General features: G+C 71.2%; 23 protein-coding genes. 9 read left to right on the plus strand and 14 right to left on the minus strand.

From position 1 onward, the window contains the following. Positions 1–51 precede the first annotated feature (51 nt). The 3 genes from CRP56_RS08010 to CRP56_RS08020 all read left to right on the plus strand — a co-directional run bounded on the left by CRP56_RS08010 (position 52) and on the right by CRP56_RS08020 (position 3,077). Complete coding sequence (locus tag CRP56_RS08010) at positions 52–1,434, plus strand: ferredoxin reductase family protein (RefSeq protein WP_165951302.1); 1,383 nt, start codon at positions 52–54, stop codon at positions 1,432–1,434. Between the two features lie 70 nt (positions 1,435–1,504). Then, positions 1,505–2,284, plus strand: coding sequence for an FMN-binding protein (locus CRP56_RS08015; RefSeq protein WP_097261650.1), 780 nt, complete (start codon positions 1,505–1,507; stop codon positions 2,282–2,284). Then, entirely contained in the window at positions 2,277–3,077 is an 801-nt protein-coding gene (locus CRP56_RS08020) for an FAD:protein FMN transferase (protein WP_373559631.1), read from the plus strand. Before CRP56_RS08015 ends, CRP56_RS08020 begins: the two co-directional genes overlap by 8 nt. A 56-nt stretch (positions 3,078–3,133) precedes the next feature. Here CRP56_RS08020 and CRP56_RS08025 read toward each other — a convergent pair whose 3' ends face one another. Genes CRP56_RS08025 through CRP56_RS08050 form a run of 6 tightly spaced genes read right to left on the minus strand, consistent with a single transcriptional unit; the run spans position 3,134 to position 10,602 of the window. After that, positions 3,134–3,679: an arginine repressor gene (locus CRP56_RS08025; protein WP_059196460.1), complete on the minus strand. Its 546-nt coding sequence runs from the start codon at positions 3,677–3,679 to the stop codon at positions 3,134–3,136. Between the two features lie 20 nt (positions 3,680–3,699). Further along, positions 3,700–4,905 (minus strand): acetylornithine transaminase, encoded by a 1,206-nt coding sequence (locus CRP56_RS08030; RefSeq protein ID WP_097261652.1) that lies wholly within the window; start codon positions 4,903–4,905, stop codon positions 3,700–3,702. Then, positions 4,902–5,813 (minus strand): acetylglutamate kinase, encoded by a 912-nt coding sequence (gene argB / locus CRP56_RS08035; protein ID WP_059196462.1) that lies wholly within the window; start codon positions 5,811–5,813, stop codon positions 4,902–4,904. Before argB ends, CRP56_RS08030 begins: the two co-directional genes overlap by 4 nt. Then, positions 5,810–6,961 (minus strand): bifunctional glutamate N-acetyltransferase/amino-acid acetyltransferase ArgJ, encoded by a 1,152-nt coding sequence (gene argJ, locus CRP56_RS08040; protein WP_097261655.1) that lies wholly within the window; start codon positions 6,959–6,961, stop codon positions 5,810–5,812. The genes argB and argJ overlap by 4 nt, the downstream gene beginning before the upstream one ends. Continuing rightward, positions 6,958–7,986, minus strand: a complete 1,029-nt coding sequence (gene argC / locus CRP56_RS08045; RefSeq protein WP_097261657.1) for an N-acetyl-gamma-glutamyl-phosphate reductase — start codon at positions 7,984–7,986, stop codon at positions 6,958–6,960. Before argC ends, argJ begins: the two co-directional genes overlap by 4 nt. Positions 7,987–8,031: 45 nt before the next feature. Continuing rightward, positions 8,032–10,602, minus strand: coding sequence for a YfhO family protein (locus tag CRP56_RS08050; protein WP_097261660.1), 2,571 nt, complete (start codon positions 10,600–10,602; stop codon positions 8,032–8,034). A 165-nt stretch (positions 10,603–10,767) separates the two neighbouring features. Here CRP56_RS08050 and CRP56_RS08055 point away from each other — a divergent pair, with 165 nt between their 5' ends. After that, complete coding sequence (locus tag CRP56_RS08055; protein WP_097261662.1) at positions 10,768–11,214, plus strand: carboxymuconolactone decarboxylase family protein; 447 nt, start codon at positions 10,768–10,770, stop codon at positions 11,212–11,214. Here the strand turns inward: CRP56_RS08055 and CRP56_RS08060 are convergent. Next, positions 11,201–13,684: an alpha-L-arabinofuranosidase C-terminal domain-containing protein gene (locus CRP56_RS08060; RefSeq protein ID WP_097261665.1), complete on the minus strand. Its 2,484-nt coding sequence runs from the start codon at positions 13,682–13,684 to the stop codon at positions 11,201–11,203. The two genes, CRP56_RS08055 and CRP56_RS08060, sit on opposite strands and share 14 nt — an antisense overlap. A 157-nt stretch (positions 13,685–13,841) precedes the next feature. On the opposite strand from CRP56_RS08060, the gene CRP56_RS08065 reads away from it, so the two are divergent. Continuing rightward, positions 13,842–14,285 carry a DUF6314 family protein gene (locus CRP56_RS08065; protein ID WP_097261668.1) on the plus strand — a complete coding sequence of 148 codons (444 nt, stop codon included), beginning with the start codon at positions 13,842–13,844 and terminating at the stop codon, positions 14,283–14,285. A 29-nt stretch (positions 14,286–14,314) separates the two neighbouring features. Here the strand turns inward: CRP56_RS08065 and CRP56_RS08070 are convergent, their stop codons facing one another. The 3 genes from CRP56_RS08070 to CRP56_RS08080 all read right to left on the minus strand — a co-directional run bounded on the left by CRP56_RS08070 (position 14,315) and on the right by CRP56_RS08080 (position 16,986). After that, positions 14,315–14,911, minus strand: a complete 597-nt coding sequence (locus CRP56_RS08070; RefSeq protein WP_097261670.1) for a histidine phosphatase family protein — start codon at positions 14,909–14,911, stop codon at positions 14,315–14,317. A 132-nt stretch (positions 14,912–15,043) separates the two neighbouring features. After that, entirely contained in the window at positions 15,044–15,469 is a 426-nt protein-coding gene (locus CRP56_RS08075) for a GNAT family N-acetyltransferase (protein ID WP_097261673.1), read from the minus strand. Positions 15,470–15,552: 83 nt separating this feature from the next. Next, positions 15,553–16,986: an aminotransferase-like domain-containing protein gene (locus CRP56_RS08080; protein ID WP_097261675.1), complete on the minus strand. Its 1,434-nt coding sequence runs from the start codon at positions 16,984–16,986 to the stop codon at positions 15,553–15,555. Between CRP56_RS08080 and CRP56_RS08085 the strand changes: the two genes are divergently transcribed. Together CRP56_RS08085 and CRP56_RS08090 are read left to right on the plus strand one after the other, a co-directional pair. Continuing rightward, positions 16,985–17,929 (plus strand): DMT family transporter, encoded by a 945-nt coding sequence (locus tag CRP56_RS08085; protein WP_097261678.1) that lies wholly within the window; start codon positions 16,985–16,987, stop codon positions 17,927–17,929. The genes CRP56_RS08080 and CRP56_RS08085 overlap by 2 nt on opposite strands. A gap of 92 nt (positions 17,930–18,021) precedes the next feature. Then, entirely contained in the window at positions 18,022–18,219 is a 198-nt protein-coding gene (locus CRP56_RS08090; RefSeq protein ID WP_097261681.1) for a DUF1918 domain-containing protein, read from the plus strand. An 8-nt stretch (positions 18,220–18,227) separates the two neighbouring features. On the opposite strand, the gene CRP56_RS08095 is transcribed toward CRP56_RS08090, so the two are convergent. Then, positions 18,228–19,484 carry a glycoside hydrolase family 10 protein gene (locus CRP56_RS08095; RefSeq protein ID WP_179850968.1) on the minus strand — a complete coding sequence of 419 codons (1,257 nt, stop codon included), beginning with the start codon at positions 19,482–19,484 and terminating at the stop codon, positions 18,228–18,230. Between the two features lie 250 nt (positions 19,485–19,734). On the opposite strand from CRP56_RS08095, the gene CRP56_RS08100 reads away from it, so the two are divergent. Next, positions 19,735–20,595: a 3-hydroxybutyryl-CoA dehydrogenase gene (locus CRP56_RS08100; RefSeq protein ID WP_097261683.1), complete on the plus strand. Its 861-nt coding sequence runs from the start codon at positions 19,735–19,737 to the stop codon at positions 20,593–20,595. Between the two features lie 223 nt (positions 20,596–20,818). Then, on the plus strand, positions 20,819–21,076 hold the full coding sequence (locus CRP56_RS08105; protein ID WP_097261686.1) for a hypothetical protein: 258 nt from the start codon (positions 20,819–20,821) through the stop codon (positions 21,074–21,076). 21 nt (positions 21,077–21,097) lie between these two features. On the opposite strand, the gene CRP56_RS08110 is transcribed toward CRP56_RS08105, so the two are convergent. The 3 genes from CRP56_RS08110 to CRP56_RS08120 form a co-directional block, all read right to left on the minus strand. Beyond that, positions 21,098–21,643, minus strand: coding sequence for an NUDIX hydrolase (locus CRP56_RS08110; RefSeq protein ID WP_097261688.1), 546 nt, complete (start codon positions 21,641–21,643; stop codon positions 21,098–21,100). Between the two features lie 74 nt (positions 21,644–21,717). After that, positions 21,718–23,058, minus strand: a complete 1,341-nt coding sequence (locus tag CRP56_RS08115; protein WP_059196476.1) for a hypothetical protein — start codon at positions 23,056–23,058, stop codon at positions 21,718–21,720. 280 nt (positions 23,059–23,338) lie between these two features. Beyond that, positions 23,339–24,394, minus strand: coding sequence for a PP2C family protein-serine/threonine phosphatase (locus tag CRP56_RS08120; protein WP_097261690.1), 1,056 nt, complete (start codon positions 24,392–24,394; stop codon positions 23,339–23,341). Between the last annotated feature and the right edge of the window lie 54 nt (positions 24,395–24,448).

Consider the following 24,448-nt stretch of genomic DNA (forward strand, 5'->3'; position numbering starts at 1 on the left):
CTGAGGACCAAGGGACCACGCCACCCCCCTTGCCCCGCTCCCGGAGGAATCGTGACCACCACGCTCGCAGGCGGCCGCGCCGCCCGCCGCCAGACGATGCGCCGCATCCGCCCGCGCCGCTCCCCGGCCGTCCCGCTGGTGATCGCCCTATGGGCGGGCGCGGCGGCGGTGCTGTGGCTGTGGTGGGACAACACCCCCTCCCTCGCGGACAACACCGCGAAGATCCTCGCCGCGGGCCGGATCACCGGCCTCCTCGCGGGCTATCTGATGGCGCTGGTCGTCCTCCAGATGGCCCGGGTGCCGGCGCTGGAGCGGCGGGTGGGCTCGGACCGGGTGGCCCGCTGGCACGCGATGAGCGGCCGCTACACGGTGAGCCTGGTCATCGCGCACGTCTTCCTGATCACCTGGGCGTACGCGCTCCAGGCCGGCAAGACGCTCGGCGACATCGTGCAGCAGTTCATGGACATGGTCACGACCCTGCCCGACATGGGCAAGGCGGCGATCGGCACCGGCCTGCTGGTGGTCATCGCGCTCCTTTCGGTCGGCGGGGTCCGGCGCAGGCTGCCGTACGACACCTGGTACCACGTCCACCTGCTCACCTACGCCGTGGTGTTCCTGACGTTCTGGCACCAGATCACCACCGGCAACGAGTTCGCCGTCCAGCCCACCGCGAAGACCTTCTGGTACGGGCTCTACGGTGTCGTCACCGCGCTGGTGGTCTGGTACCGGATCCTCACCCCGCTCCGCCTCAACCTCAGGCACCGGATGTACGTCGAGGCGGTCATCGAGGAGACGCCGGGCATCGTGTCGGTGCTGATCGGCGGCAAGAAGCTGCACCGGATGGGCGCGGAGGCCGGGCAGTTCTTCCGCTGGCGCTTCATGGCGCCCGGCATGCGGTTCAGCTCCCACCCGTACTCACTGTCGGCGGCGCCCCGCCCGGACATGCTGCGGATCACCGTCAAGGCGATCGGCGACCACACCGCCCGCCTGCGCGAACTGCGGCCCGGCACCCGGGTGTGGGCCGAGGGGCCGTACGGCGCCCTGACCGCCCAGCGCCGCAGCCGCGGCAAGGTGCTGCTGGTCGCGGGCGGCGTCGGCATCACGCCGATGCGGGCGCTGTTCGAGACGCTGCCCGGGGCGTCCGGTGACATCACCCTGCTCTACCGGGCCAACAGCACCCAGGACCTGGCGCTGTGGGACGAGCTGGCCACCATCGCCGACGAGCGGGGCGCCCGGCTGATGTACGCGGTCAACAGCCCGGACGGCGAGCGGCCCGACATCTCGGCGGAGCGGCTGCGGCAGAAGCTGCCGGACATCGACGACCACGACGTGTTCCTGTGCGGGCCGCCCGGGTTCGCGCAGTCCGTGTACGACTCCCTGCGCGACGCGGGCGTCCCGGCCCGCCGTATCCACCACGAGTCGTTCGAGATGTGAGCGACGCTCCCGCACGTCACGGCCCCTCAACTCTGCTCGGCAGCCCCAGACTTCAGGAGTTCATTCAGCCATGAGGAAGAGTCATCCGATCCGGCGTGTCGTCCTGGCCGGCGCCGCCACCGTCTCCGGGATCGTGCTGCTGCTGTCGCTGAAACCGGCGTCCGACCCGGCCTCCGCGTCCGCGGCGGGCGGCGCGGTCCCGCCGGCCGCCGCGCAGGAGTCGGCGCAGGGCGGGGCGCAGGCGGCGGGGACGAGCACGTCCACCGGGGACGTCGCGCAGACCCAGTACGGTGCCGTGCAGGTGCGGATCACCGTCGTCGGCAACAAGATCACCAAGTCGGAGGCGGTGCAGGCGCCGCAGGGCGGGACCAGCACCGAGAAGACCAACCTGGCGGTGCCCAAGCTCAACGCGGCGGTGGTCGCCAAGCAGAGTCCCGACATCGACACCGTGTCGGGGGCGACGTACACGAGCGAGGGCTACAAGAAGTCCCTCCAGTCGGCGATCGACAAGGCGAACGCCGCCGCCTCGGCCGCCCAGCCCTCGCAGGGCGCGTCGGCCCCCGCGCAGGGCGCCGCCTCCAAGACCCTCACGGGCACGGTCGCGCAGACCCAGTACGGCCCGGTCCAGGTCCGGATCACGGTCAGCAACGGCAAGATCACCAAGGCCGAGGCGGTCCAGGCGCCGAGCGGCGGCCAGAGCACGCAGAAGACCGAGCTGGCCGTGCCGAAGCTGAACGCGGCGGCGGTGGCGGCCGGCAGCGCGGACATCGACTCGGTGTCCGGGGCCACCTACACCAGCGCGGGCTACAAGAAGTCCCTCCAGTCGGCGCTGGACCAGGCCGGTGGCTGACACCGTGGCCGAGTCGGCAGAAGCTCCCGCCGCGGTACGTCACGCGGAGGAGGTCATGGGGACCGTCTTCTCCTTCGACGTCCGCGGCGGGGACCCCGGTGCCGTCCGCGCGGCACTGGAGGAGGCGGTGGCCGGGCTGCACCGGGCCGACGCCGTCTTCAGCACGTACCGCGAGGACAGCCAGATCTCGCGGCTGGCCCGCGACGAGCTGACGGTCGGGCAGTGCGATCCGGAGGTCGCCGAGGTCCTCGAACTGGGCGCCGAGGCCGAGCGGTTGAGCGACGGCTGGTTCAGTCTCCGCTACGAGGGCCGGCTCGACCCGACGGGCATCGTCAAGGGGTGGGCGGTGGAGCGTGCGGCCAGACATCTGCTCAGGGCGGGCGCGACCGGGGTCAGCCTGAACGGCGGCGGGGACGTACAACTGCTCGGCACGCCGGGGCCGCAGCGCCCGTGGCGGGTCGGCGTGGCGGATCCGCTCCGCCCCGGGGGCCTGGCGGCGGTGGTCTCGGCGGCGGGCACGAGCGAACTGGCCGTGGCGACATCCGGCACGGCCGAACGCGGCGCCCACATCGTCGACCCCCGCACGGGCCGCTCCGCGGTGACGGACCTGGTCGCGGTGACGGTGGTGACCCCGAGCGTGACGTGGGCGGACTGCTGGGCGACGGCGGCGTTCGCGATGGGTTCGCGGGAGGGCTTGCGCTGGCTGGAGTCCCTGCCGGACGTGGAGGCACTGCTGATCACGGCGGGCGATGAGGTGAGGTGCACGGGCGGCTTGGCAGCAAGGCTCGGTTAAGGCTTTAGGGGCGCGGGGAACTGCGCGACCAGCCCCCACAAGCCCGCACCCGAAACTCAATGTCCGTTCTGAGCCAACCGCAACAAATGCTCGGCCAGCGCCTGCCCACCCACCGGATCCCGGCTGATCAGCAACAGCGTGTCGTCACCGGCGATGGTCCCGAGAATGTCATGCAGCTCAGCCTGATCAATGGCCGACGCCAGAAACTGCGCAGCGCCAGGCGGCGTCCGCAGCACCACCAGATTCGCCGACGCCTCCGCGGAGATCAGCAGCTCCTGCGACAACCGCCGCATCCGCTCTTCCTTCGCCGACTCCCCCAGCGGCGCCCGAGGCGTACGGAACCCGCCCTCACTGGGCACGGCGTAGATCAGATCCCCGTCGGTGTTACGGATCTTCACCGCGTTCAGCTCGTCGAGGTCCCGGGAGAGCGTCGCCTGCGTGACGCTCAGCCCGTCGTCGGACAAGAGCTTGGCCAACTGGCTCTGCGACCGCACCGGTTGCCGGTTGAGGATGTCCACGATCCGGCGGTGCCGCGCCGTGCGCGTCTGCGGCACCGCAGGCCCGCCGGCCCCGTTCTGCTCGTGCTCCTGCGCCTGGCTCATCGACGTCTCATTTCTCCGGATCATCCGTCCCCGTCGGCCGCGTTCGCCGCCTTCACCGTGTCAAGAACGCCGGGCAGCGCCTGGAGCAGCGCAGCCACCTCGTCGTCGCCGAGATTCAGCGGCGGCATGAGCCGTACGACATCGGGGGCGGGCGCGTTCACCAGGAAACCGGCGTCCTGAGCCGCCTGCTGCACCTGGGGCGCGAGCGGCTCGGTGAGCACGATACCCAGGAGGAGCCCGGAGCCCCGGACGTGGTCGATCAGCGGGTGTCCCAGGGACTCGATTCCCTCGACCAGCGCGGCGCTCTGCCGCTTCACGTTGTCGAGCAGCCCCTCACCGGCGATGGTGTCGAGGACGGCGAGTCCGGCGGCGCAGGCGACCGGGTTGCCGCCGAAGGTCGTGCCGTGGTGGCCGGGCTGGAGCAGCTCCGCGGCGCGGCCGAAGGCGACGGTGGCGCCGAGGGGCAGTCCGCCGCCGAGTTGCTTGGCGAGGGTGACGACGTCGGGCAGGACGCCCTCGTGGGCCTGGTACTCGAACCAGTGCCCGGTGCGGCCGATGCCGGTCTGCACCTCGTCGAGGACCAGCAGCGCGCCCTTGGCCGCGGTGATCGCCCGGGCCGCCTTGAGATAGCCGGCGGGCGGGACGACGACGCCGTTCTCGCCCTGGATGGGCTCGATGACGACGAGCGCGGTGTCCTCGGTGACCGCGGCGGCCAGCGCCTGCGCGTCGCCGTACGGCACGTGCGTGACCTCACCCGGCAGCGGCAGGAACGGGGTCTGCTTGGCGGGCTGGCCGGTGAGGGCGAGGGCGCCCATCGTGCGGCCGTGGAAGCCGCCCTGGGTGGCCACCATGTGGCCGCGCCCGGTCAGCCGGCCGATCTTGAAGGCGGCCTCGTTGGCCTCGGCGCCGGAGTTGCAGAAGAAGACCCTGCCGTCCCGGCCGAAGTGCTGGAGCAGCCGTTCGGCGAGGGCGATGGTCGGCTCGGCCATGAAGAAGTTGGAGATGTGGCCGAGGGACGCGATCTGCCGGGTGACGGCGTCGATGACCGCCGGGTGGGCGTGGCCGAGCGCGTTGGTGGCGATGCCGCCGACCCAGTCGTAGTACTGCGTGCCCTCGGTGTCCCAGACCTTGAGGCCGGCACCGCGGACGAGGGGGAGGCGGGGGGTGCCGTAGTTGTTCATGAGCGAGCCCTGCCACCGCTGGGTGAGCTCCTGATTGTCGGTCATTCCCCATCCCCCTCTTGCGCGTCCGGCACGACCATCGTGCCAATGCCTTCGTCGGTGAAGATCTCCAGCAGGATCGAGTGCTGGACCCGGCCGTCGATGACGCGGGCGGTGGTGACGCCGTTGCGCACGGCGTGCAGACAGCCCTCCATCTTCGGGACCATGCCGGAGCTCAACTCCGGCAGCAGCTTCTCCAGTTGGGAAGCGGTGAGGCGGCTGATCACCTCGTCGGAGTGGGGCCAGTCCTCGTAGAGACCCTCGACGTCCGTGAGGACCATGAGAGTCTCCGCTCCCAGCGCAGCCGCGAGTGCCGCAGCCGCCGTATCAGCATTGACGTTGTAGACATGGTGGTCGTCCTGGCTACGGGCGATCGACGAGACGACCGGGATCCGGCCGTCGGCGAGCAGTGCCTCGATCGCGCCCGTGTCGATCGCGGTGATCTCGCCCACCCGCCCGATGTCGACCAACTCGCCGTCGATCTCGGGCTGGTGCTTGGTGGCGGTGATGGTGTGCGCGTCCTCGCCGGTCAGTCCGACGGCCAGCGGTCCGTGCTGGTTGAGGAGTCCGACGAGCTCGCGCTGCACCTGGCCGGCCAGCACCATCCGTACGACGTCCATGGCGTCCTCGGTGGTGACGCGGAGGCCGGCCTTGAACTCGCTGACGATGCCCGCCTGGTCGAGGGCGGCGCTGATCTGCGGGCCGCCGCCGTGCACGACGACCGGCTTGAGCCCGGCGTGGTGCAGGAAGACGACGTCCTGGGCGAACGCGGCCTTCAGGTCCTCGTCGATCATGGCGTTGCCGCCGAACTTGATGACGACCGTCTTGCCGTTGTGCCGGACCAGCCAGGGCAGCGCCTCGATGAGGATCTGCGCCTTGGGCAGCGCGGTGTGCTTGCGGGTCACATTGCTCATGAGGAGTACGCGCTGTTCTCGTGGACGTAGTCGGCGGTGAGGTCGTTGGTCCAGATCGTGGCGGTCTCGGCGCCCGCGGCGAGGTCGGCGACGATGTGCACCTCGCGGTAGCGCATGTCGACCTTGTCGCGGTCCTCGCCGACGCCGCCGTTCTTGCACACCCAGACGCCGTTGATGGCGACGTTCAGCTGGTCCGGCTCGAAGGCGGCCTTGGTGGTGCCGATCGCGGAGAGCACGCGGCCCCAGTTGGGGTCCTCGCCGTGGATGGCGCACTTGAGGAGGTTGTTGCGGGCGATGGAGCGGCCCACCTCGACGGCGTCCTCCTCGGTCGCGGCGCCCACCACCTCGACCTTGATGTCCTTGCTGGCGCCCTCGGCGTCCCGGATGAGCTGCTGTCCGAGGTCGTCGCAGACCTGCCGGACCGCCTCGGCGAACTCGTCGTAGGCCGGGGCGACTTCGGCGGCGCCGGAGGCGAGCAGCAGCACGGTGTCGTTGGTGGACATGCAGCCGTCGGAGTCGACGCGGTCGAAGGTGGTGTGCGTGGCGGCGCGAAGCGCCTTGTCCAGGACGTCGCTCGGGAGGTCGGCGTCGGTGGTGAGGACGACGAGCATGGTGGCGAGGCCGGGGGCGAGCATGCCCGCGCCCTTGGCCATGCCGCCGACCGTCCAGCCGTCCTTCGTGACGACGGACGTCTTGTGGACGGTGTCGGTGGTCTTGATGGCGATGGCGGCCTTCTCGCCGCCGTGCTCGCTCAGCGCCTCGGCAGCGCTCTCGACTCCCGGCAGCAGCTTGTCCATCGGGAGCAGGACCCCGATGAGGCCGGTGGACGCGACCGCCACCTCGCCGGCGCCGATGCCCAGCACGTCGGCGACCTTCTCGGCGGTCGCGTGCGTGTCCTGGAAGCCCTTCGGTCCCGTACAGGCGTTGGCGCCACCGGAGTTGAGGACGACGGCGGTCAACTCGCCGCTCTTCAGCACCTGCTCGGACCACAGGACCGGGGCGGCCTTCACACGGTTGGAGGTGAAGACACCGGCGGCGGCGCGGCGGGGCCCGTCGTTGACCACGAGGGCCAGGTCGGGGTTGCCGTTCTGCTTGATCCCGGCGGCGATGCCCGCAGCCCGGAATCCCTTGGCTGCCGTGACGCTCACGGTGCGACTCCGATCGTGGAAAGCCCCGTGGTCTCGTCGAGACCGAGGGCGATGTTCATGCTCTGTACGGCACCGCCCGCGGTGCCCTTGGTGAGGTTGTCGATGGCGCTGATCGCGATGATGCGGCCCGCGGTCTCGTCGTACGCGACCTGCACCTGAACGGCGTTGGAACCGTAGACGGACGCGGTGGCGGGCCACTGCCCCTCGGGGAGGAGGTGCACGAAGGGCTCGTCGGCGTAGGCCTTCTCGTAGGCGGCGCGGACGGACTCGGCGGTGACACCGGCCCGGGCCTTGGCGCTGCACGTGGCGAGGATGCCGCGGGGCATCGGGGCCAGGGTGGGCGTGAAGGAGACGGTGATCCGCTCGCCCGCGACCCCGCTGAAGTTCTGGATCATCTCGGGGGTGTGCCGGTGGCCGCCGCCTACGCCGTACGGCGTCATGGACCCCATGACCTCGCTGCCCAGCAGATGCGCCTTGGGCGCCTTGCCCGCGCCGGAGGTGCCGGAGGCCGCGACGATCACGGCCTCGGCCTCGGCGATCCCGGCGGCGTACGCCGGGAAGAGGGCGAGGGTGGCGGCGGTCGGGTAGCAACCGGGGACCGCGATGCGCTTGGACCCCTCCAGCGCGGCGCGGGCACCCGGAAGTTCGGGGAGGCCGTACGGCCAGGTCCCGGCGTGGGCGGAGCCGTAGAACTTCTCCCAGTCGGCGGCGTCCTTGAGCCGGAAGTCGGCGCCCATGTCGACGACGAGGACGTCCGGGCCGAGCTGCTCGGCGACCGCGGCGGACTGGCCGTGGGGCAGCGCGAGGAACACGACGTCATGCCCGGCGAGCACCTCGGGGGTGGTCTCCTGGAGCACGCGGCCGGCCAGCGGCAGCAGATGCGGCTGCAGGGCGCCCAGCTGCTGGCCGGCGTTGGAGTTGCCGGTCAGGGCACCGATCTCGACCTCGGGGTGGGCCAGGAGCAGCCGCAAGACCTCGCCGCCCGCATAACCGCTCGCCCCGGCCACTGCCGCACGTACCGCCATGTCACCCTCCTCTTGGATGGCATGACTATACGCAGCGATGCACGTTTATGCAATCTTGGCGAGGTCCCCCCGGGAGGCGGGACGCGCCATGGGTTGAAGGGTGCCCCGTCGTCGCACCACGCCCACGGCCCCGAGCAGCAGGACGGTCCCGAACGCCACTCCCCCGACCGTCATGCCCAGCCGCAAGCCAGGTGGCCGGAAAGTGCACGTGAGCGAGGTCGAGGTGCCGTCGAGAGGCACGGAGATCAGCCCGTGGTAATTCCCGGCCGGTGCGGCGGCGGAATTTCCGGTGGCGCAGCGCCAGCCGGCGATGCGAGGGGCCGCGACCAATGCGATGCCCTTGCTGCCGGCCGGGAGCTCCGCCCGGATCGTGCCGTCCGAGACCGTCACCTTCGTGGCACCGGTGGTCTTGAGCCGCTGGACGACCGTGCGCAGCTTGCCGATGTCCAGGCAGCCGACCGCGCCGGCCGGGATCCTGCCCGGGCGGTAGGCGGACAGCGCGATGGTCAGCCGCCCGGACGGCGGGACCGTACCGAGCGGCTGCATGGCGGCGCGCTTGCTCGCGTCGGACCGGAAGCGGGCGGCCGGTCCCGAGGCACCGGCCAGCTGGGCCGTGCCCTCGAAGCGCGGGGCCCAGAGGTACACCTCGCTGCCCGCCGGGCACCGGGCGCCGACGGCCTCGGCGCTCACGTCGAGCCGGGGCACGGTGTAGACGCGGGCGCCGAGCAGAAGCTCCTGGTTGCGGTACGGCGACGGCCCGAAGGCAGGCGCCGCGGCGGCCGTGGGCCGTACGGTCACCAGGGGCGGCACGTCCTGGCGGGAGACGGTCACCCGGCCCTCGGGCTCGGGATACGGGCTCTGGTGCGGGTCCGGCGGTGAGTGCACCCGGGCGCCGACGGAGAAGATCACGTCCGTGACGGCGTTGTCCAGGCTCTGGAGGCTGCGGCCGCCCGAGGTCCAGCCGCCGCCGAGGGCGGTGAGCGTACGGAAGAGCACGTCGGAGGTGTGACTGCTGTAGTACTGGGCGCCCTGGCCGCCGACGAGCATCGGGTCGTTGGCGACGGTCTGCTCGCGACCCGGGTCGGTGCGGTAGCGGGGCCAGGCGTCGGCCTGCGCGATCGCCTCGGCCTGCCGCTGCTGCCGGTCGCCCCAGGGGGCGTAGTCGTCCAGGTGCGCGAGCCGCAGCCGGGAGGCCACGGCGGAGGTGGCGACGGTCTCGCCGAACTGGGCACCGAGAAGCAGCACGACGGCGAGCGCGACGGGCGCGGTACGGCGGGCTCCGGCGGGAAGACGCCGGTCACGTGCGGGGAGCAGGCGCCGGGCCCGGTCACCGAGAGGCCTCCAGTCACCCGTCCCGCTCGCGATGCCCAGCAGCGTCAGCCCGCCCAGCGCGCCCGCCGTGGCCAGGAGCAGCACCGGCCAGGCGATCTGCCGCACCAGATCGCTGCCCGCGGCGACGGCCACGATCAGGGCGAGGACACCGGTGGCCGCGCCCAGCGCCCGCGGCGCGGGCACACCGTACGAGAGCGTGTGCCAGGCGGCCATCACCAGCAGGGCGCACACCACGAAGGCCTGCCGGTACGGGCTGCCCTGCGGGGCGGCGAAGGCGTGCCAGAGCAGATGGGTCGGGTCCCACTGCATCGACAGCGTCACCCCGGCCACCAGCAGCGTCCATCCGGCGCGCACCTGCCGGGGGGCCGCCCGGTGGAAGGGCAGGGCGAGGGCGAGCAGCAGGGCCGTGGTGCCGACGAAGAGCGCCGGGGAGCCGAAGCTGTACGTCGTCGGCAGCAGCCGGGCCAGCAGATCCTCGGCGCCCACCGGTTTGAACTCGGTGAACCGGCCGGGTGAGGCGTGTTGGGTGCCGAAGTAGATCACCGTCACGAGGGGTGCGGCCAGGCCGACGCCGAGGGCCACGGTCAGTGCGGCGCGGCCCGCCACCGCCGCCTTCCGGCGCGCCGGAAGACCGGACAGGGCCAGCCTCAGGAGCAGGACGAGACCGGCGGCGAGGGTGGCCATGTACGCCGTGTAGAAGTTGGCGATCCAGGCCGCCGCCACGACCAGCACACCGAGGAGCGGTCGCCTCCGGTGCAGAATCCATTCGCCTGCCAGGCACAGCAGCGGCAGCGCGATGAGGCCGTCGAGCCACATGAGGTTGTAGACGGCCGCCGCCACGGTCCACCCGCACAGGGCGTACGACGCTCCCAGCAGCCCCGCCGCCCACCAGCGCCCGGGGCGCAGCGCGAGCAGCAGCCAGGCCATGGCGGCCGCGGCGCACGCGACCTTCAGGACGGTGATCGCATACACCGCGAGGTCGATCTCGTCCCGCGGGAACACCGCCACGAGCAGGGCTAAGGGGCTGGTGAGGTAGGTGCCGAGGTCGGGCAGGAAGCTGCTGCCGTACCCGGACTGCCAGTTGACGAGGAGGCCGCCGTCGGCGCGGCCGTGCAGCAGGTCCCACAGGTGGGCGTGGAAGGGCACGTACTGGTTGCCGAGGTCGTTGACGGTGCGGGTGCGGGGGCCGAAGGGGTAGCTGCGGGCGACGGCGTCGGCGGCGCAGAAGACGATGACGGTGATCAGCGCCGCGAGCCCGGCCGCGGCTCGTCGAGTTCTGGTCATTCCACCGTGCAATTCCGGCCCCCCGTCCGGGGGTTCATCCCCGTGCGTCCATTCGCAGCAATTCACTGCGACCTTTTAGACAGAGGGGGAATACGACCGGTTGTGCCGTCACCGAAAGTGGTGGAATGAATTCCAGCTTATTCGAAGGTTAATGGAGGGTACGACATGAGCGGCAGCACCACCCGTGAGGAGCGTTTCGCGCAGGGCCTGAAGGTGCTGCGGAGCGTCGACGGCGAGATCGGGCAGCGGGTCATCGACTCGCTCGCCGACATCAACCCGGAGATGGGCCACCAGATCGTCGCCTGGGGCTTCGGCGAGATCTACTCCCGTCCCGAACTCCAGCCCAGGGACCGCCAGTTGGTGACGCTGGGCATGCTCACCGCCCTCGGCGGCTGCGAGCCGCAGCTGGAGGTGCACATCAACGCGGCGCTGAACGTGGGGCTGACGCCCCAGCAGATCGTCGAGGCGCTGCTGCACTCCGCCGGCTACTGCGGCTTCCCGCGTGCCCTGAACGCCACGTTCGTCGCGAAGAAGGTCTTCGACGAGCGTGGGCTGCTGCCGGTCGACCAGCAGCAGCCCACGACCCGGGAGAACCCGCCTACTTCCGCTTGATCCGCAGGAACGTGACGGAGTTCGCCGGGAAGGTGTACGTGAACTCGCCGGCGACCCCGTCGAACGTGGACCGCACCGGTGCGACCGGCGTCTCGGTCTCGGTGTTCACCGCGTTGGCGTCGGCCGTCAGCGTGGTGACCCGCGCCTTGGAGGCGACCTTCGCGCCGCCGAGGTCGATCGCCGTACGGGCCGCGGCGGCCTGGGCGTTGACGACCTTGACGATCAGATCACCTGTCTTGTCGTCCCGGGTGACGACCTGGCGGAACGGCTCGGCCGGCTTGTCGTCGGTGAAGCCGCCCCATTCCTGGCCGTCGAGGTACAGGGTGACCTTCCGGCCGCGCACCTTGACGTCGATGTCGTAGGTGCGGCCCGTCTCGATCGTGCCGGGCTTGGAGATCAGCGTGGACTTGCCGCCGTCCACGGCCTGTTCGACGGCGGACTGGGTGTTGTTCCAGCCGCCGAGGTTCCACCAGTAGTAGTTGCCGGTGTCCTTCACGCCGAAGGCGACGAGGAAGCCTTCCTTGCCGGACTTCTTGGTGGCCTTCACCTTGAGGTCGTAGTCGTGCCAGTTCGGGTCGCCTGCCGACACCATGGTGTTCTCGGCGGCGACGTCGGTCTGCACGTACTGACCGTCCTGGATGCTCCAGCTGCCGCCGCCGGTGTGCGTCCACTGCGAGGCGTCACCGGAGAAGTCGTCGCTGAGCAGGGAGGTGCCGTCGACGCCCGTGACCCGGACGTCGTCGTAGGCCGCGGTGGTCGCCCAGGTGGACAGGCCGACGGCGCCGGTGATCGGGCCGGTGAGCGCGGGGGTGCCGGTGGCGGTCGACGGGACGACACGGTCGCCGACGTTGTTCATGAACAGCTTCTGGACCTCGTAGTTGGCCGAGTTCCAGGCCGCGTGGTTGTTGAACCAGATGAGGTCCGGCTGCCACTGGACGTAGTCCTCGTTGGCGAACAGCGGGGCGTACGAGGCGAGTTTGACGACGTCCGCGTTGCGCTCCAGGCCGGTCATGTAGGCCGCCTCGGCGAGACCGTTCTTGAACGCGTTGCCCCACGAGGCGTATTCACCGAGGAAGACCTTGGGGCCGTTCCTGTCGTAGGAGTCGTAGCGGTCGTTGTTCTGCAGGAACCACTGCGTGCTGTTGTAGTAGTGCTCGTCGACCATGTCGACCTTGGCGTCCTTGTTGAGCCGCCACGCCGTGTCGAAGGTCGTACCGGCGTCGTCCGGGCCGGAGTTGGAGATGACCGTGATGCCGGGGTACTTCGCCTCGATGGCGGCGCGGAACTCCTTGAACCGGGCGAAGAACGCCTCGGGGAGGGTCTCCTCGTTGCCGACCTCGATGTGCGTGAGGTGGAAGGGCTTGGGGTGGCCCATCCGGGCGCGCTTGCCGCCCCACTCGCTCGTCACCGGGCCGTTGGCGAACTCGATGAGGTCCAGGGTGTCCTGGATGTGCCGCCGCAGCAGCGCCTCGTCGTCGACGGCCTTGTCCTGGCCGCAGCCGGTCATCAGGGCGGGGACGACGGGCAGCGGCATGGCGCCGATGTCCTCGGCCAGGCGGAAGTACTCGTAGTAGCCGAGGCCGTAACTCTGGTTGTAGCCCCAGAAGTTGGAGTTGGTGGCGCGCTCCTCGACCGGGCCGACGGTGTCCTTCCACTGATAGGACCGCTTGCGCTGGTAGCCGGAGGCCTCGCTGTAGTCCTCCATGGAGCCGGTGTTGACCAGGCAGCCGCCGGGGAAGCGGACGAAACCGGGGTGCAGGGCCTCGATCTTCTCGGCGAGGTCCTTGCGCAGGCCGTTGGGCTCGTTGCGGTAGGTGTCGCGCGGGAAGAGGGACACCATGTCGAGCGCGGCCGCGGCGGCGGAGCCGACGGTGAGACGCCCTGCGCTGCTGGTACGGGTCGCCGTGAACGTCGCCTTGTACTTGGCCCAGCCGCGCTTCGTCACGTCCACCCGGCGGGCGGTCGCGAGGCTGCCGTCGGCGTCCTGGAGAGTGACCGTGAGGGTCGTGCCGGCCGCGGCGCGGGCCCACACCGAGAAGTCGTACCGCTTGCCCTTCTCGACGTTGATGCCGGTGTTGTAGCCCGCGTTCGTGACGGACGAACCGGCGCCCAGGGAGAGGTAGTCGCGGTTGCGGGCGTTGAGGCGGCCGGCGTCGTCGACGACCCGGCCGGTGCCGTCGACCGTCCAGGAGGTGAGGGGCGTGTACGACGTGTTGTCGTCGGTGGAGTACTCGAAGGACCGGTTCTGCACGAGCTCGGCGTACAGACCGCCGTCGGCGGCCCGGTTGATGTCCTCGAAGAAGACGCCGTACATCGTGTCGTCGATCCGCGCGCCCTTGGCAGTGGGGTCGACGGTGAGGGTGTAGTCGGTGGCGTCCTCGGCATGGGCGGGGGCGGGGGTGGGGATGAGGCCGGCCGCCGCCAGGAGGGCGGTGGCGGCGATGCCGTATCTCCAGCGGGTGCGTGACATGAATACTCCGCGGCTCGACGGGGGGAGTCGTGCAAGGCATGTGCGAGTCGTTCGAGATATCAGACGTTGATCAGCAATTCGAACGGCAAGATAGGGAGAGAGATCGAAGAGCGTCAACGGGTCGCGCGGTACCGAAAGTGTCGAAAGGGAGGGACCGATGGGCGAGTTCTGGCCGGTACCGGACGTGCTGACCTTTCTGGCCGGGAGCTGGCGGGCGGAGCGGACCGTGCGGGATCTGGCGAGCGGGGAGGCGGGCACGTTCTCCGGTACGACGGTTTTCGGCCCGTGGGAGGAGGACGGGCTCCTGCACCACGAGTCGGGCACCTTCACCTGGCTCGGCGTCCCGCGCCCAGCCGAGCGGACGCTGCGGTTCCTGCCGGGCGGGCGGCCGGGCACGGCGGACGTCCGCTTCGCCGACGGCCGGCCCTTCCACGACCTGGACCTGACGACCGGCCGGCATGTCGCCGATCACCCCTGCTCGGCGGACCTCTACCGCGGCGAGTTCAGCGTCCTGGACGCGGACCAATGGCGGACGGTGTGGCGGGTGGGCGGCCCCGCGAAGGACCTGGTGCTGACCACGGACTACATCCGCGAAGGCTGAACCGCCCACGTCCGGGAGAGCCGAAGCGACTACGTCCGCGAGGACTGAGCGGACGCCGCTGCGTCGAAGCGCAGGTTCCAGCGGCCGGCGTGGCCGGTGAGGGTGGTGGTCGACAGGGGGCGGACGTCGATGTTCCAGTACGTCGACGGGGGCGCCTTCAGGGCGTACACCAACGCCGCCCGGACCACCGAGGGTTCGGCGACGGCGACGATCCGGCCGCCGTCCCCCACCGGCCGGGTGTCGAGCCAGCCACCCACGCGCGTGATGAACGACAACAGCGACTCGCCGCCGTGCGGGACGCCGCTCGGGTCGGCGAGCCAGGCGTCCACCGCCTCCGGCTCCCGCGCCATCGCCTCGCCCAGCGTCAGCCCGCGCCAGCGGCCCATGTCACAGTCCCGCAGCGCCAGTTGCACGAGCGGGGCGTAGCCGAGGGCGTCACCGGTGGCGCGGCTGCGCGGGGTCGGCGAGCAGTAGCGCAGCTCGGCCGCGGACAGGGGCAGCAGCTCCTGCGCGGAGCGCTGCACCTCGCCCCAGCCGGCCTGATCGAGGGGCCGGTCGTCCTCGAACCGCTCCGCGAGCAGCGGGGAGCTGCGGGCGGCGGCGACGAATGTGACCCGGAGTGCCATGCGGTGATGGTGAGTGGAGAAAGTGCGCAGGTCAAGGGGCGTTACCCGGGAGTTACGCAGGGTCGGTAAACCCTCACAACGAGGTCGGGACGGGCCGGACAAGTCACCTGAAACGATGGGCCCTGGTAGGCCCTAGTACAGATACGCCATCCACCGGTCCGGCTGGGCAAGCGGCGCGAACCCGGCCTTCTCGTAGACGCCGTGCGCGTCGTGGGTGGCGAGCAGGATGCGCCGCAGCCCGTACTCCCGCAGGTGCTCGCGCACCGCCTCGACCAGCGAGGTCCCGATCCCCTTCCCGCGCACGGACGGGTCGACGTACACATCGCACAGCCACCCGAAGGTGGCCCGGTCGGTGATCACCCGGGCGTACGCCACCTGCTCCCCCGAGGCGATGTCGTACACCCCGAAGTTCAGCGACCCGGCGATGGCCCGGTCCTGCTTCTCCCGGGACCGGCCGAGTGCCCAGTAGGCGTCCTCGGACAGCCAGCGGTGCACCCGCTCGGCGTCGACGCGGTCGGGGTCCGTGGAGATCTCGTAGCCGGTGGCGAGGTCGTTCATGCCGGGATCCTCGCAGGGGGCGGCGGCCGGGCGCGAACGGTTTCCGGCGCTCCCCTACAGCGGAACGGTTTCCCGCGCCCCCCCTACAGCACCTCGTCACACGCCGTACGAAGTCGTCGTACCCCTTCCGCGATCTCCCCCGCTCCCGCGACCGCCGCGAAGCTCAACCGGATGTGTCCGGCGGGGGGTTCGGCGCTGAAGTAGGGGCGGCCCGGGGTGAGGGCGACGCCGGCGCGCAGGGCCGCGGCCGTCAGGGCGGGCTCGGGGAGGGTCTCGGGCAGGCGGAGCCAGAGGTGGTAGCCGCCGGACGGGATGTGGGGCAGGGCCAGTTCGGGGAGGTTGAGGCGCAGGGCCGAGGTCATGGTGTCGCGGCGGGCTCTCAAGTCCGCGGAGATCGCCCGGAGATGGCGGGGCCAGGCCGGGGAGCCGACCAGTTCCAGGGCCGCCTCCTGGAGGGGGCGCGGCACGAAGAAGGTGTCGACGATCTGGATGGCGCGCAGGCGTTCCAGGACCGGGCCCCGGGCGGCGAGCGCGCAGACACGGAAGCTCGGTGAGGTCGCCTTCGTCAGCGAGCACACGTGGACGACGACCCCGTCCGCGTCCTCGGCGGCCAGCGGGCGCGGGAGTTCACCGGCGTCCTCGTGCACGAGCCGTCGTACGAAGTCGTCCTCGACGACGAAGGCGCCCGCCTCGCGCGCGATCCGCAGCACCTCGCCCCGGCGTTCGGGGGCCAGTACCGCGCCGGTCGGGTTCTGGAAGAGGGGCTGGCAGACGAACACCCGGGCGCCGGTGGCCCGGAAGGCGTCCGCGAGCAGCTCGGGACGCACGCCGTCCGCGTCCACCGGGACCGGCACCGGGCGCAGGCCCGCCGCCCGCGCGATCGCCAGCATGCCCGGGTACGTGGGCGATTCGACCAGCACCGGTGCCCCCGGCGGCGCCAGCGCGCGCAGCGCGATCGTCAGCGCCGACTGGCCGCCCGCGGCGATCAGCACCTCGGCCGCGCTCACCGCCCCGCCGATGCTCCGCGCGAACCACTCCCGCAGCTCCACCAGCCCCTCCATCGGCGGCCGGCCCCACGCCCCGGGACGCCGTGCGGCCCGGGACAGCGCGGCGGCGAGGGCCTGCTCGGGCTGGAGGGAGGGGTGCAGATAGCCGCCGGTGAACTCGATGACACCGGGCGGCGGCGTGTCGAGCGAGACGACGACCCCGGACGCGTCCACCGAGCGCGGTACGAGGTCCGTGGACGCGTCCGCGCTCAGGGCCACCTCCTGCCAGGAGGTGTCACCGGCGGGGGCGGCCGTCGTCCGGGGCCGGCTGCGGAACGCCCCGGCGCCGGGGCGGGTCACCACGAGCCCCTCCGCGGCCAGCTGGGCCAGCGCGCGGGAGACGGTCACCGGGCTCACCCGGTACCGCTCCACCAGGGCCCGGCTCGACGGGAGCTTTCCACCCGGTGAGTAGCGGTCGAGCTCCTGCCGTAGGCGTTCCGCCAGTTCACCGACGCTGCTACGCTCTTGCATGAGAGCACAGAGTAGCGCTACTGACCCGGTTACGATAGCGGTCGACACCCGGCCATCTCAGCCGACCCAGACGTCCCCGGAGCCGTCCCGGGCGACCGGCACCCTCCTCGCCGCCCTCGGTGTCGTCGCCTTCTCCCTCACCTTTCCCGCGACCGCGTGGGGCCTGGAGGGCTTCGGGCCGTGGTCGCTGGTCGCCGTGCGGTCGGTGCTCGCGGCACTGATCGCCGGAACCTGTCTGCTGGCCCTGCGCGTCCCCCTGCCGGACCGGCGGCACCGCGCCGGGCTCGCGGTCGTCGCCGCCGGGGTCGTCGTCGGTTTCCCGCTGCTCACCACCCTGGCGCTGCAGACCTCCACCACCGCGCACGCCGCCGTCGTGGTCGGTCTGCTCCCGCTCACCACCGCGCTGCTGTCCGCCCTGCGCATGGGCACCCGCCCGTCCCGCACCTTCTGGACGGCCGCCCTCGCCGGCGCCGCCGCGGTGATCGCCTTCACCGTCCAGCAGAGCGGCGGCGCCCTCACCACCGCCGACCTCTACCTCTTCGCCGCCCTGCTGGTGTGCGCCGCCGGGTACACCGAGGGCGGCCGGCTGGCCGGGGTCATGCCGGGCTGGCAGGTCATCGGCTGGGCGCTGGTGCTGTGCCTGCCGTTCACCCTGCCCGCCGCCGTGCTGGCGTTGTCGTACGAGCCCGTCCACCTGACCTTCCACAGCGTGAGCGGTCTGCTCTGGGTCGCGGCGGGCTCCCAGTTCCTCGGTCTGGTCGTCTGGTACCGGGGCATGGCGTCCATCGGTATCCCCAAGGCCAGCCAGTTGCAGTTGGCCCAGCCGCTGCTCACACTGGTGTGGTCGGTGCTGCTGCTCGGCGAGCACCTGACGGTGGCCGCCCCACTGACGGCCGCGGCGGTGCTGGTGTGCATCGCCGTCACGCAGCGGGCGCGCGGTTGAGGGCGGGAACGCACCGGTTCCCACCGGGGCCCCGCGCCGTAGACTCAAGGCCACGGACCGCTGCTCCCGTACACGGTGAGGAGGCCCCGAAGATGCGTGCAACCGTGGGCGACCAGCTCGTCCAGCACGGCAGGGTGGTCGGACAGCACGACAAGGTCGGCGAGATCGTCGAAGTCATGGGACAGGGTGGCAACCCCCCGTACCGCGTCCGTTTCGAGGACGGGCACGAGGGCGTGTGCTCACCCGGACCCGACACCGAGATCCGGCATCGGCAGCAGACCTCCCGGTAGCCCGGCGCTCAGCGCGGGGGCTGTGCCGGTTCCTGGTAGTGGTCGGCGACCACCCGCGTCATCGCCCCGATCGGGTCCGCCGCGACCTCGCGCGCGGCGAAGAAGACATGCCCGCGCACCTGCACCTGGTCGGACGCGAGCGCGAGATGCCTCGACAGTTCGGCGGGGTCCTGCCAAGCGGCGGCCTGCGCCGGGTCGCCGGCCTTGTAGAGGGCCTCGCCGATGTACAACTTCGTGCTGCTGCCCCGCGCCTGCTGCGCCCACCAGGGCACGAGCTTGGCGTAGTCGGCGACCGAGAAGCCGATGTTCCAGTAGATCTGCGGGACGATGTAGTCGATCCAGCCCTCCCGCACCCACTTGCGGGTGTCGGCGAAGACGTCGTCGTACGCCTGCATGGCCTTGGTGTCGGAGCCGAGCGGGTCGGTGGAGGAGTTGCGCCACACTCCGAAGGGGCTGATCCCGAACTGGGTGGCCGGCCGGATCTGCTGGATTTTCGCGGCCGTTTCCAGGACCAGCTTGTCGATGTTGTCGCGCCGCCAGTCCCCCCGGGTGCCGAAGCCGCCGCCGTAGGCGTCGAAGGCCGCGTCGTCGTCGAAGGTCTGGCCCGCGACGGGGTACGGGTAGAAGTAGTCGTCGAAGTGGACCGCGTCCAGCGGGTACTTGCGCACCGCGTCCAGGATCGCCTTCTCCACGAAGGCGCGGACCTCGGGCAGCCCGGGGTTGTAGTACATCTTGCCGCCGTACGTCACCACCCACTCGGGGTGCACCCGGGCGGGATGGGAGGCGACGAGCTTCGTCGGGTCGGCGTGGTTGGCGATCCGATACGGGTTGAACCAGGCGTGCAGTTCCAGACCGCGGGCGTGGGCCTCCTCGACCGCCGTGCCGAGCGGGTCCCAGCCCGGGGCCTCGCCCTGGGTGCCGGTGAGCACCTGCGACCAGGGTTCGTACGGTGAGGGCCACAGCGCGTCGGCCGTCGGCCGCACCTGAAGCATCACCGCGTTCAGCCGGCGCTCCACCGCCTGGTCGAGCAGCTTGATCAGCTCGGCCCGCTGCTGTGCGGCGCTCAGCCCCGCCTTCGAGGGCCAGTCGCGGTTGGCGACGCTCGCCACCCACATGCCCCGCAGCTCACCGGGCCCCCGGCGCCGCGGGGAGTCCGAACCGCCGGCCATCGCCGCGCCCGCCGCGACCGCGCCGCCGCCCGCCACGAGAGCCGACAGGGCGGTCACCGCGAACGCCCGCCTCGACAGCCGCGACTTCCGATGCATCCTCACTCGTACCTCCGTGCACGTTCCGTCCAGCCGCAGCCTCCCATGCGGACCCCGGGTATTCGATCAACGATCGCCGAAGGGAACGTGCAGATTGGGTGCGGGACGGCTCGGGGCCTGCGTGTGGCGCCTGCCGCACATCTCCGACCCGATCGATCGATCATCGATACTTTCCAGTAACGTGCACGGATGGAGCAGGCAGCGAACCACGCGGGTCCTGCCGGATTCGTAGATCTGCGAAGGGGACGATGTGACGGACATCGAGCGCGTCGGAGTGGTGGGCTGCGGCCAGATGGGAGCGGGCATCGCCGAGGTGTGCGCCCGCTCCGGACTGGACGTGAAGGTGGCCGAGACCACCGGTGAGGCCCTGGAGATCGGCCGGACCCGGCTGCTGAACTCCCTGGGCAAGGCCGCCGAGCGCGGCAAGATCACCGAAGAGGAGCGGGACGCCGCGCTGGCCCGGCTCTCCTTCACCACCGACCTCGGCGAGTTCGCCGACCGCGACCTGGTCATCGAGGCCGTCGTGGAGAACGAGCAGGTGAAGACCGAGATCTTCCAGGTGCTCGACCAGGTCGTGACCCGCCCGGACGCGATCCTCGCCTCCAACACCTCCTCCATCCCCCTGGTGAAGCTGGCGGTCGCCACCTCGCGGCCCGACCAGGTCATCGGCATCCACTTCTTCAACCCCGCCCCGGTGCAGAAGCTCGTCGAGCTGATCCCGGCCCTCACCACCTCCGAGGGCACGATCAGCCGCGCCCAGGGCTTCGCCGAGAAGCTGCTCGGCAAGCACGCGATCCGTGCGCAGGACCGCTCCGGCTTCGTGGTGAACGCCCTCCTCGTGCCGTACCTCCTGTCCGCTATCCGGATGTTCGAGTCGGGCATCGCGGGCCGCGAGGACATCGACAACGGCATGGAGATGGGCTGCGCCCACCCGATGGGCCCGCTGAAGCTGTCCGACCTGATCGGCCTGGACACCATCGTCTCGATCGCCAACTCGATGTACGAGGAGTACAAGGAGCCGCTGTACGCCGCTCCCCCGCTGCTCCAGCGCATGGTCGACGCCGGCCGCCTCGGCCGCAAGACCGGTTCCGGCTTCTACACCTACGGCTGACAGATCCCGGCCGGTTGCACAGTGCCCGTTGCAGGGTGCTGATGACACAGTGCGACGAACACGGGCCCGGCACTCTTCGGAGCGCCGGGCCCGCCGTATTCACACACCGTGTGCGCGGCGGGCACGCATATGCCCGTCGCACACGCTCCCCACGCGCCCACCAGGGCGGTTGACTCTTCATGCGCATGCAAGGGATGTGATGACTACGGAAAGGAGCGGAAAAGTGACCGCCGACCCGGAGCATCCCGTGGTCCATGGAGAACTCGCAGAGTTACGCCGCCGCCTCGACGTCGCGTACGCGCGTGTCGAGGGAGGGCTCGCCCTGCTGAGTCATCGCACGGAGGAGACGGACAAGGAACTCGACGACCTGAGTTCACGGATCGTCGCGCTGGAGCACGCCCGGTGGCCGCTGCCCGCGGTCGCGGCCGTCACGGCCGTGGGCGCGCTCATCGTCGCGGTCTGGCAGGCCCTCGGGCACTAGAGACCAGGACGTGGTGGGGGATCAGGGCAAGACGTCCTGCCCGAGCCTGAGATGGTGCAGCAGCAGTAGCGCGGCCGCCATGTTGGCGGCCGGGACCTCGCCCCGGGCGACCATGTCGGGGACGAGCTTGAGGGGGACCCATTCCCGACGGTCCGACTCGAAGTCGTCCACGGGGTGTCCGACGTACTCGCCCTGCTCGGCCCAGTAGATGTGGTGCCGGGCGTCGGTGAGGCCGTTGGACGGTTCCACGCTCATGAGGTGGTGCAGCGGGCCCGGCCGCCAGCCGGTCTCTTCTTCGAGTTCCCTGGCGGCCGCGCTCTCGATGTCCTCACCGTCCTCGACGACGCCCGCGGCCAGTTCCCACCCCCAGCTGTCGGTGATGAAGCGGTGGCGCCACAGGAGCAGGACCTCGTTGGCCTCGTTCACCACCGTGGCCACGGCGACGGGCCGCAGCCGTATCAGAAAGTGATCCAGATGCCGCCCGTCCGGCAGTTCCACGTCTGCCAGGTTGACGGTGAACCAGCGGTTTGCATACACAGTTTGTTCGTACTGTTTCGTCCACTGCACGGTTCTGCCACCTTCCGTCGAGTAAGTGGCAATATCGCAGCAGGGACTGTGGCTGTCCGCGTTCAGGGACCTGTCTACAGCGGTACGCGCAGTGCTCCGTCGATGAGTTCGGCCGCCTCGGACGTGCCCGCGCAGCCGCTGCGGACCAGATGTTCGCGCACCGCCCGGAGTCTGTCGCGCAGTCGCTGGGACTCCATTCCGCGGGCCTGCTCGGCCATCTGCACCGCGGTGGCCACCGCTTTGTCGGCGTTGCCGCGGCGCAGCTCGATCGTGCTGAGCATCGCCAGCCGGTGCACCCGGCCGCGGTCGTGGGCCGGGTTGTCCACGGCCGCCGCGGCATGCTCGCCCGCGGCCACCAGCTCGCCGAGGCTGAGCAGTGCCTCCGCCACCTGGACGTTGACCAACCCCGGCTGGACATAGCCCGTTTCGTCGGGTTCGTATCCGCGCCGGATGCGTTCGGCGGCCTGCTCGGCACGCCGGATGCAGGACAGGGCGCTCGTACCGTCGCCGAGGTGTGCGTACGCCTTCGCCTGCATCGCGTACAGGTCGGACGCGAGGGCGGGGGTGATGTGCTTGCCGGCGGCGCGCAGCGCGGCCTCCGCGAAGGCGACGGCCTGCCGGTGCTCGCGCATGAACAGCGCCTGGTTGACGAGCAGCGCGATGATGTAGGCGCCGAGTCCCCGGTCCCCGCTGGCCTTCGCCAGCCGCAGCGCCTGGTGGAAGTAGCGCTGCGCGAGTCCGTGCGCGTCGGAGTCGTACGCGCAGATCCCCGCGATCGCCACCAACCCGCCCGTGGCCCGGTGCAGTTGGCGGCCGGTGGCGTCGGTGTAGCTGCCGCGCAGTAAGGGCGCCGCCTCGGCATTCAGGAACCCGACGATCCGGGTACGGGTCGCTATGCCGCCGGCCTTGCGGTACATCTGCTCGTAGTGGGTCCGCGCGGCCCGCAGCATCTCCAGGTCGCCGGCGGTCACCCGGTGCCGGCCGCCCCGCGACACGTCCACGTCCTCGGGCGGGTTCTCCCACTCCCACACCGGCATGACGGCGGGCGTGCCGGTGACCGCGGGGGCGCCCAGGATGTGCGGGCGCTGCTGCTCGTCGGAGCGCCACAGGGCGGTGGCCCGCTCCACGAACCCGGACAGCGAGGTGGTGTGCGGGGTGGCGGGCTCGCCGGGGACACCGAGGCCGATGTCGTCGAGCGTGACCGTGCGGTGCAGCCGGCCGGCGAGCACCTCGCAGATCAGGTCGGGTACCTGGCCGCGGGGCCGCTGCCCCTTCAGCCAGCGTGCCACGGCGGTGTGTTCGTACCGGAGCGCGAGTCCGCGCGCCCGTCCCGCCTGGTTCACGTGTGCGGCCAACCCCGCGTGCGAGATCCCCGCCTCGTCCAGGATCGCGTCGAGCAGAGTATTGGGCTGCATATATGCCCCCCGGGTGGCTCGGTGCCGTCAGAGTAGTAGGTGTGCCTTCACACGGGGTGTGAACGGAGTGCTCGAATCCGCAGCGTGCGCGCACTGTCGCGGAGAGTTTCCACCCGGTTGACTGAAATGCCTCGCAAGAGGCCGGCCGGGCCGCCGGCTCCCCCTCGTACAGTGCGGCGGCCCGATTCCGCGCCGTCCGCCCAGCTGCCTGCCCGACACTCCGTGGCGGGGCGGACGGCGTCGCCGCGCCGGCTTGGCGGTGCGACTGAACGCCGGGTTCCTAAAGGTGCGTTGTCGGCTGCGGGTGGGATGTGGCTGGGCGCGCAGTTCCCCGCGCCCCTGAGCGGCGTTTGTGTGGGCGGTCGTTTTGTAGGACCAGTAAGGCGATGTCGTCCTTCGGGGTTCCCGCGTGGCGCAGTAATGCCGTGAAGACCGAGCCCAGTAGGGACTGTGGGGGCTGGCCTGCCGCCTTCTTCAGGGCCTCCGGGAGGGAGAAGAACCGGCCGTGCGCGTCCCTCGCGTCCTCGGCTCCGTCCGTGTGGAGGACCAGGGTCTCGCCCGGGAGGAGGTGGCCGCAGGACACCGCGGGCAGGTGGGGCGGGAGCGGGAACGGCCCGAGCGGAGGGAGGGGATCCGCTCGGGTCAGGGGGTCTGCTTGCGGGCCGCTGAGGAGATACGGCCAGGGGTGCCCGCAGTTCAGCGCGTACAGCGCGCCGTCCTGACGGATCTCCAGGAGCAGTACGGTGACGAACTCCTCGGCGACCGGATGCTCCGGCTCCGCCCCGCTGGACGGGTGCTCGGCGCGGGCCCGCTCGCGCAGATGGCGGGCGTGCGCCCGCTCCAGCCGCCGTAGGACACAGCCGAGTTCGGCCTCGTCGTGCACGGCCTCGCGGAAGCTGCCCAGGACGGCGGCGGCCGTGCCGATGGCCGCGAGCCCGTGCCCTCGGACGTCGCCCATGACCGCGCGCACCCCGTGCTCGGTGGCGATGACCTCGTAGAGATCACCGCCGACGGACGCGCCGCGGTCGGCCGACAACTGGGCCGCGGCGACGTTCAGCCCGTCGATCCGTGGCGGCAGCGGCCGCAGCAGCGCGCTCTGGGCGACCCCGGCGACCTGCCGGATCTGCCGCAGCTCACGCACCAGCGCCTTGCGGACGTGGAGTATCAGCCCGGTGCCGACCGCGAAGAAGACGGCACTGGTGGCGAGCCGCGCCTCGAACCCGGCCTGCTGGGCGAGCGGGCAGGTCATCTTGTACGAGATCGCCACGGCACCCCATGCGCTGGGCAGCCCCAGCGCGAGCACCTTGCGGGGAACCCGACCCCTGATACGGATCATGCCGATGGCCCCCCATATAGGCCCAGACAGCAGAATCGGACCGACCCCGAAAGG

The sequence above is a fragment of the Streptomyces sp. TLI_55 genome (assembly GCF_900206255.1).
GTDB classification, from domain to species: Bacteria; Actinomycetota; Actinomycetes; order Streptomycetales; family Streptomycetaceae; genus Streptomyces; species Streptomyces aquilus.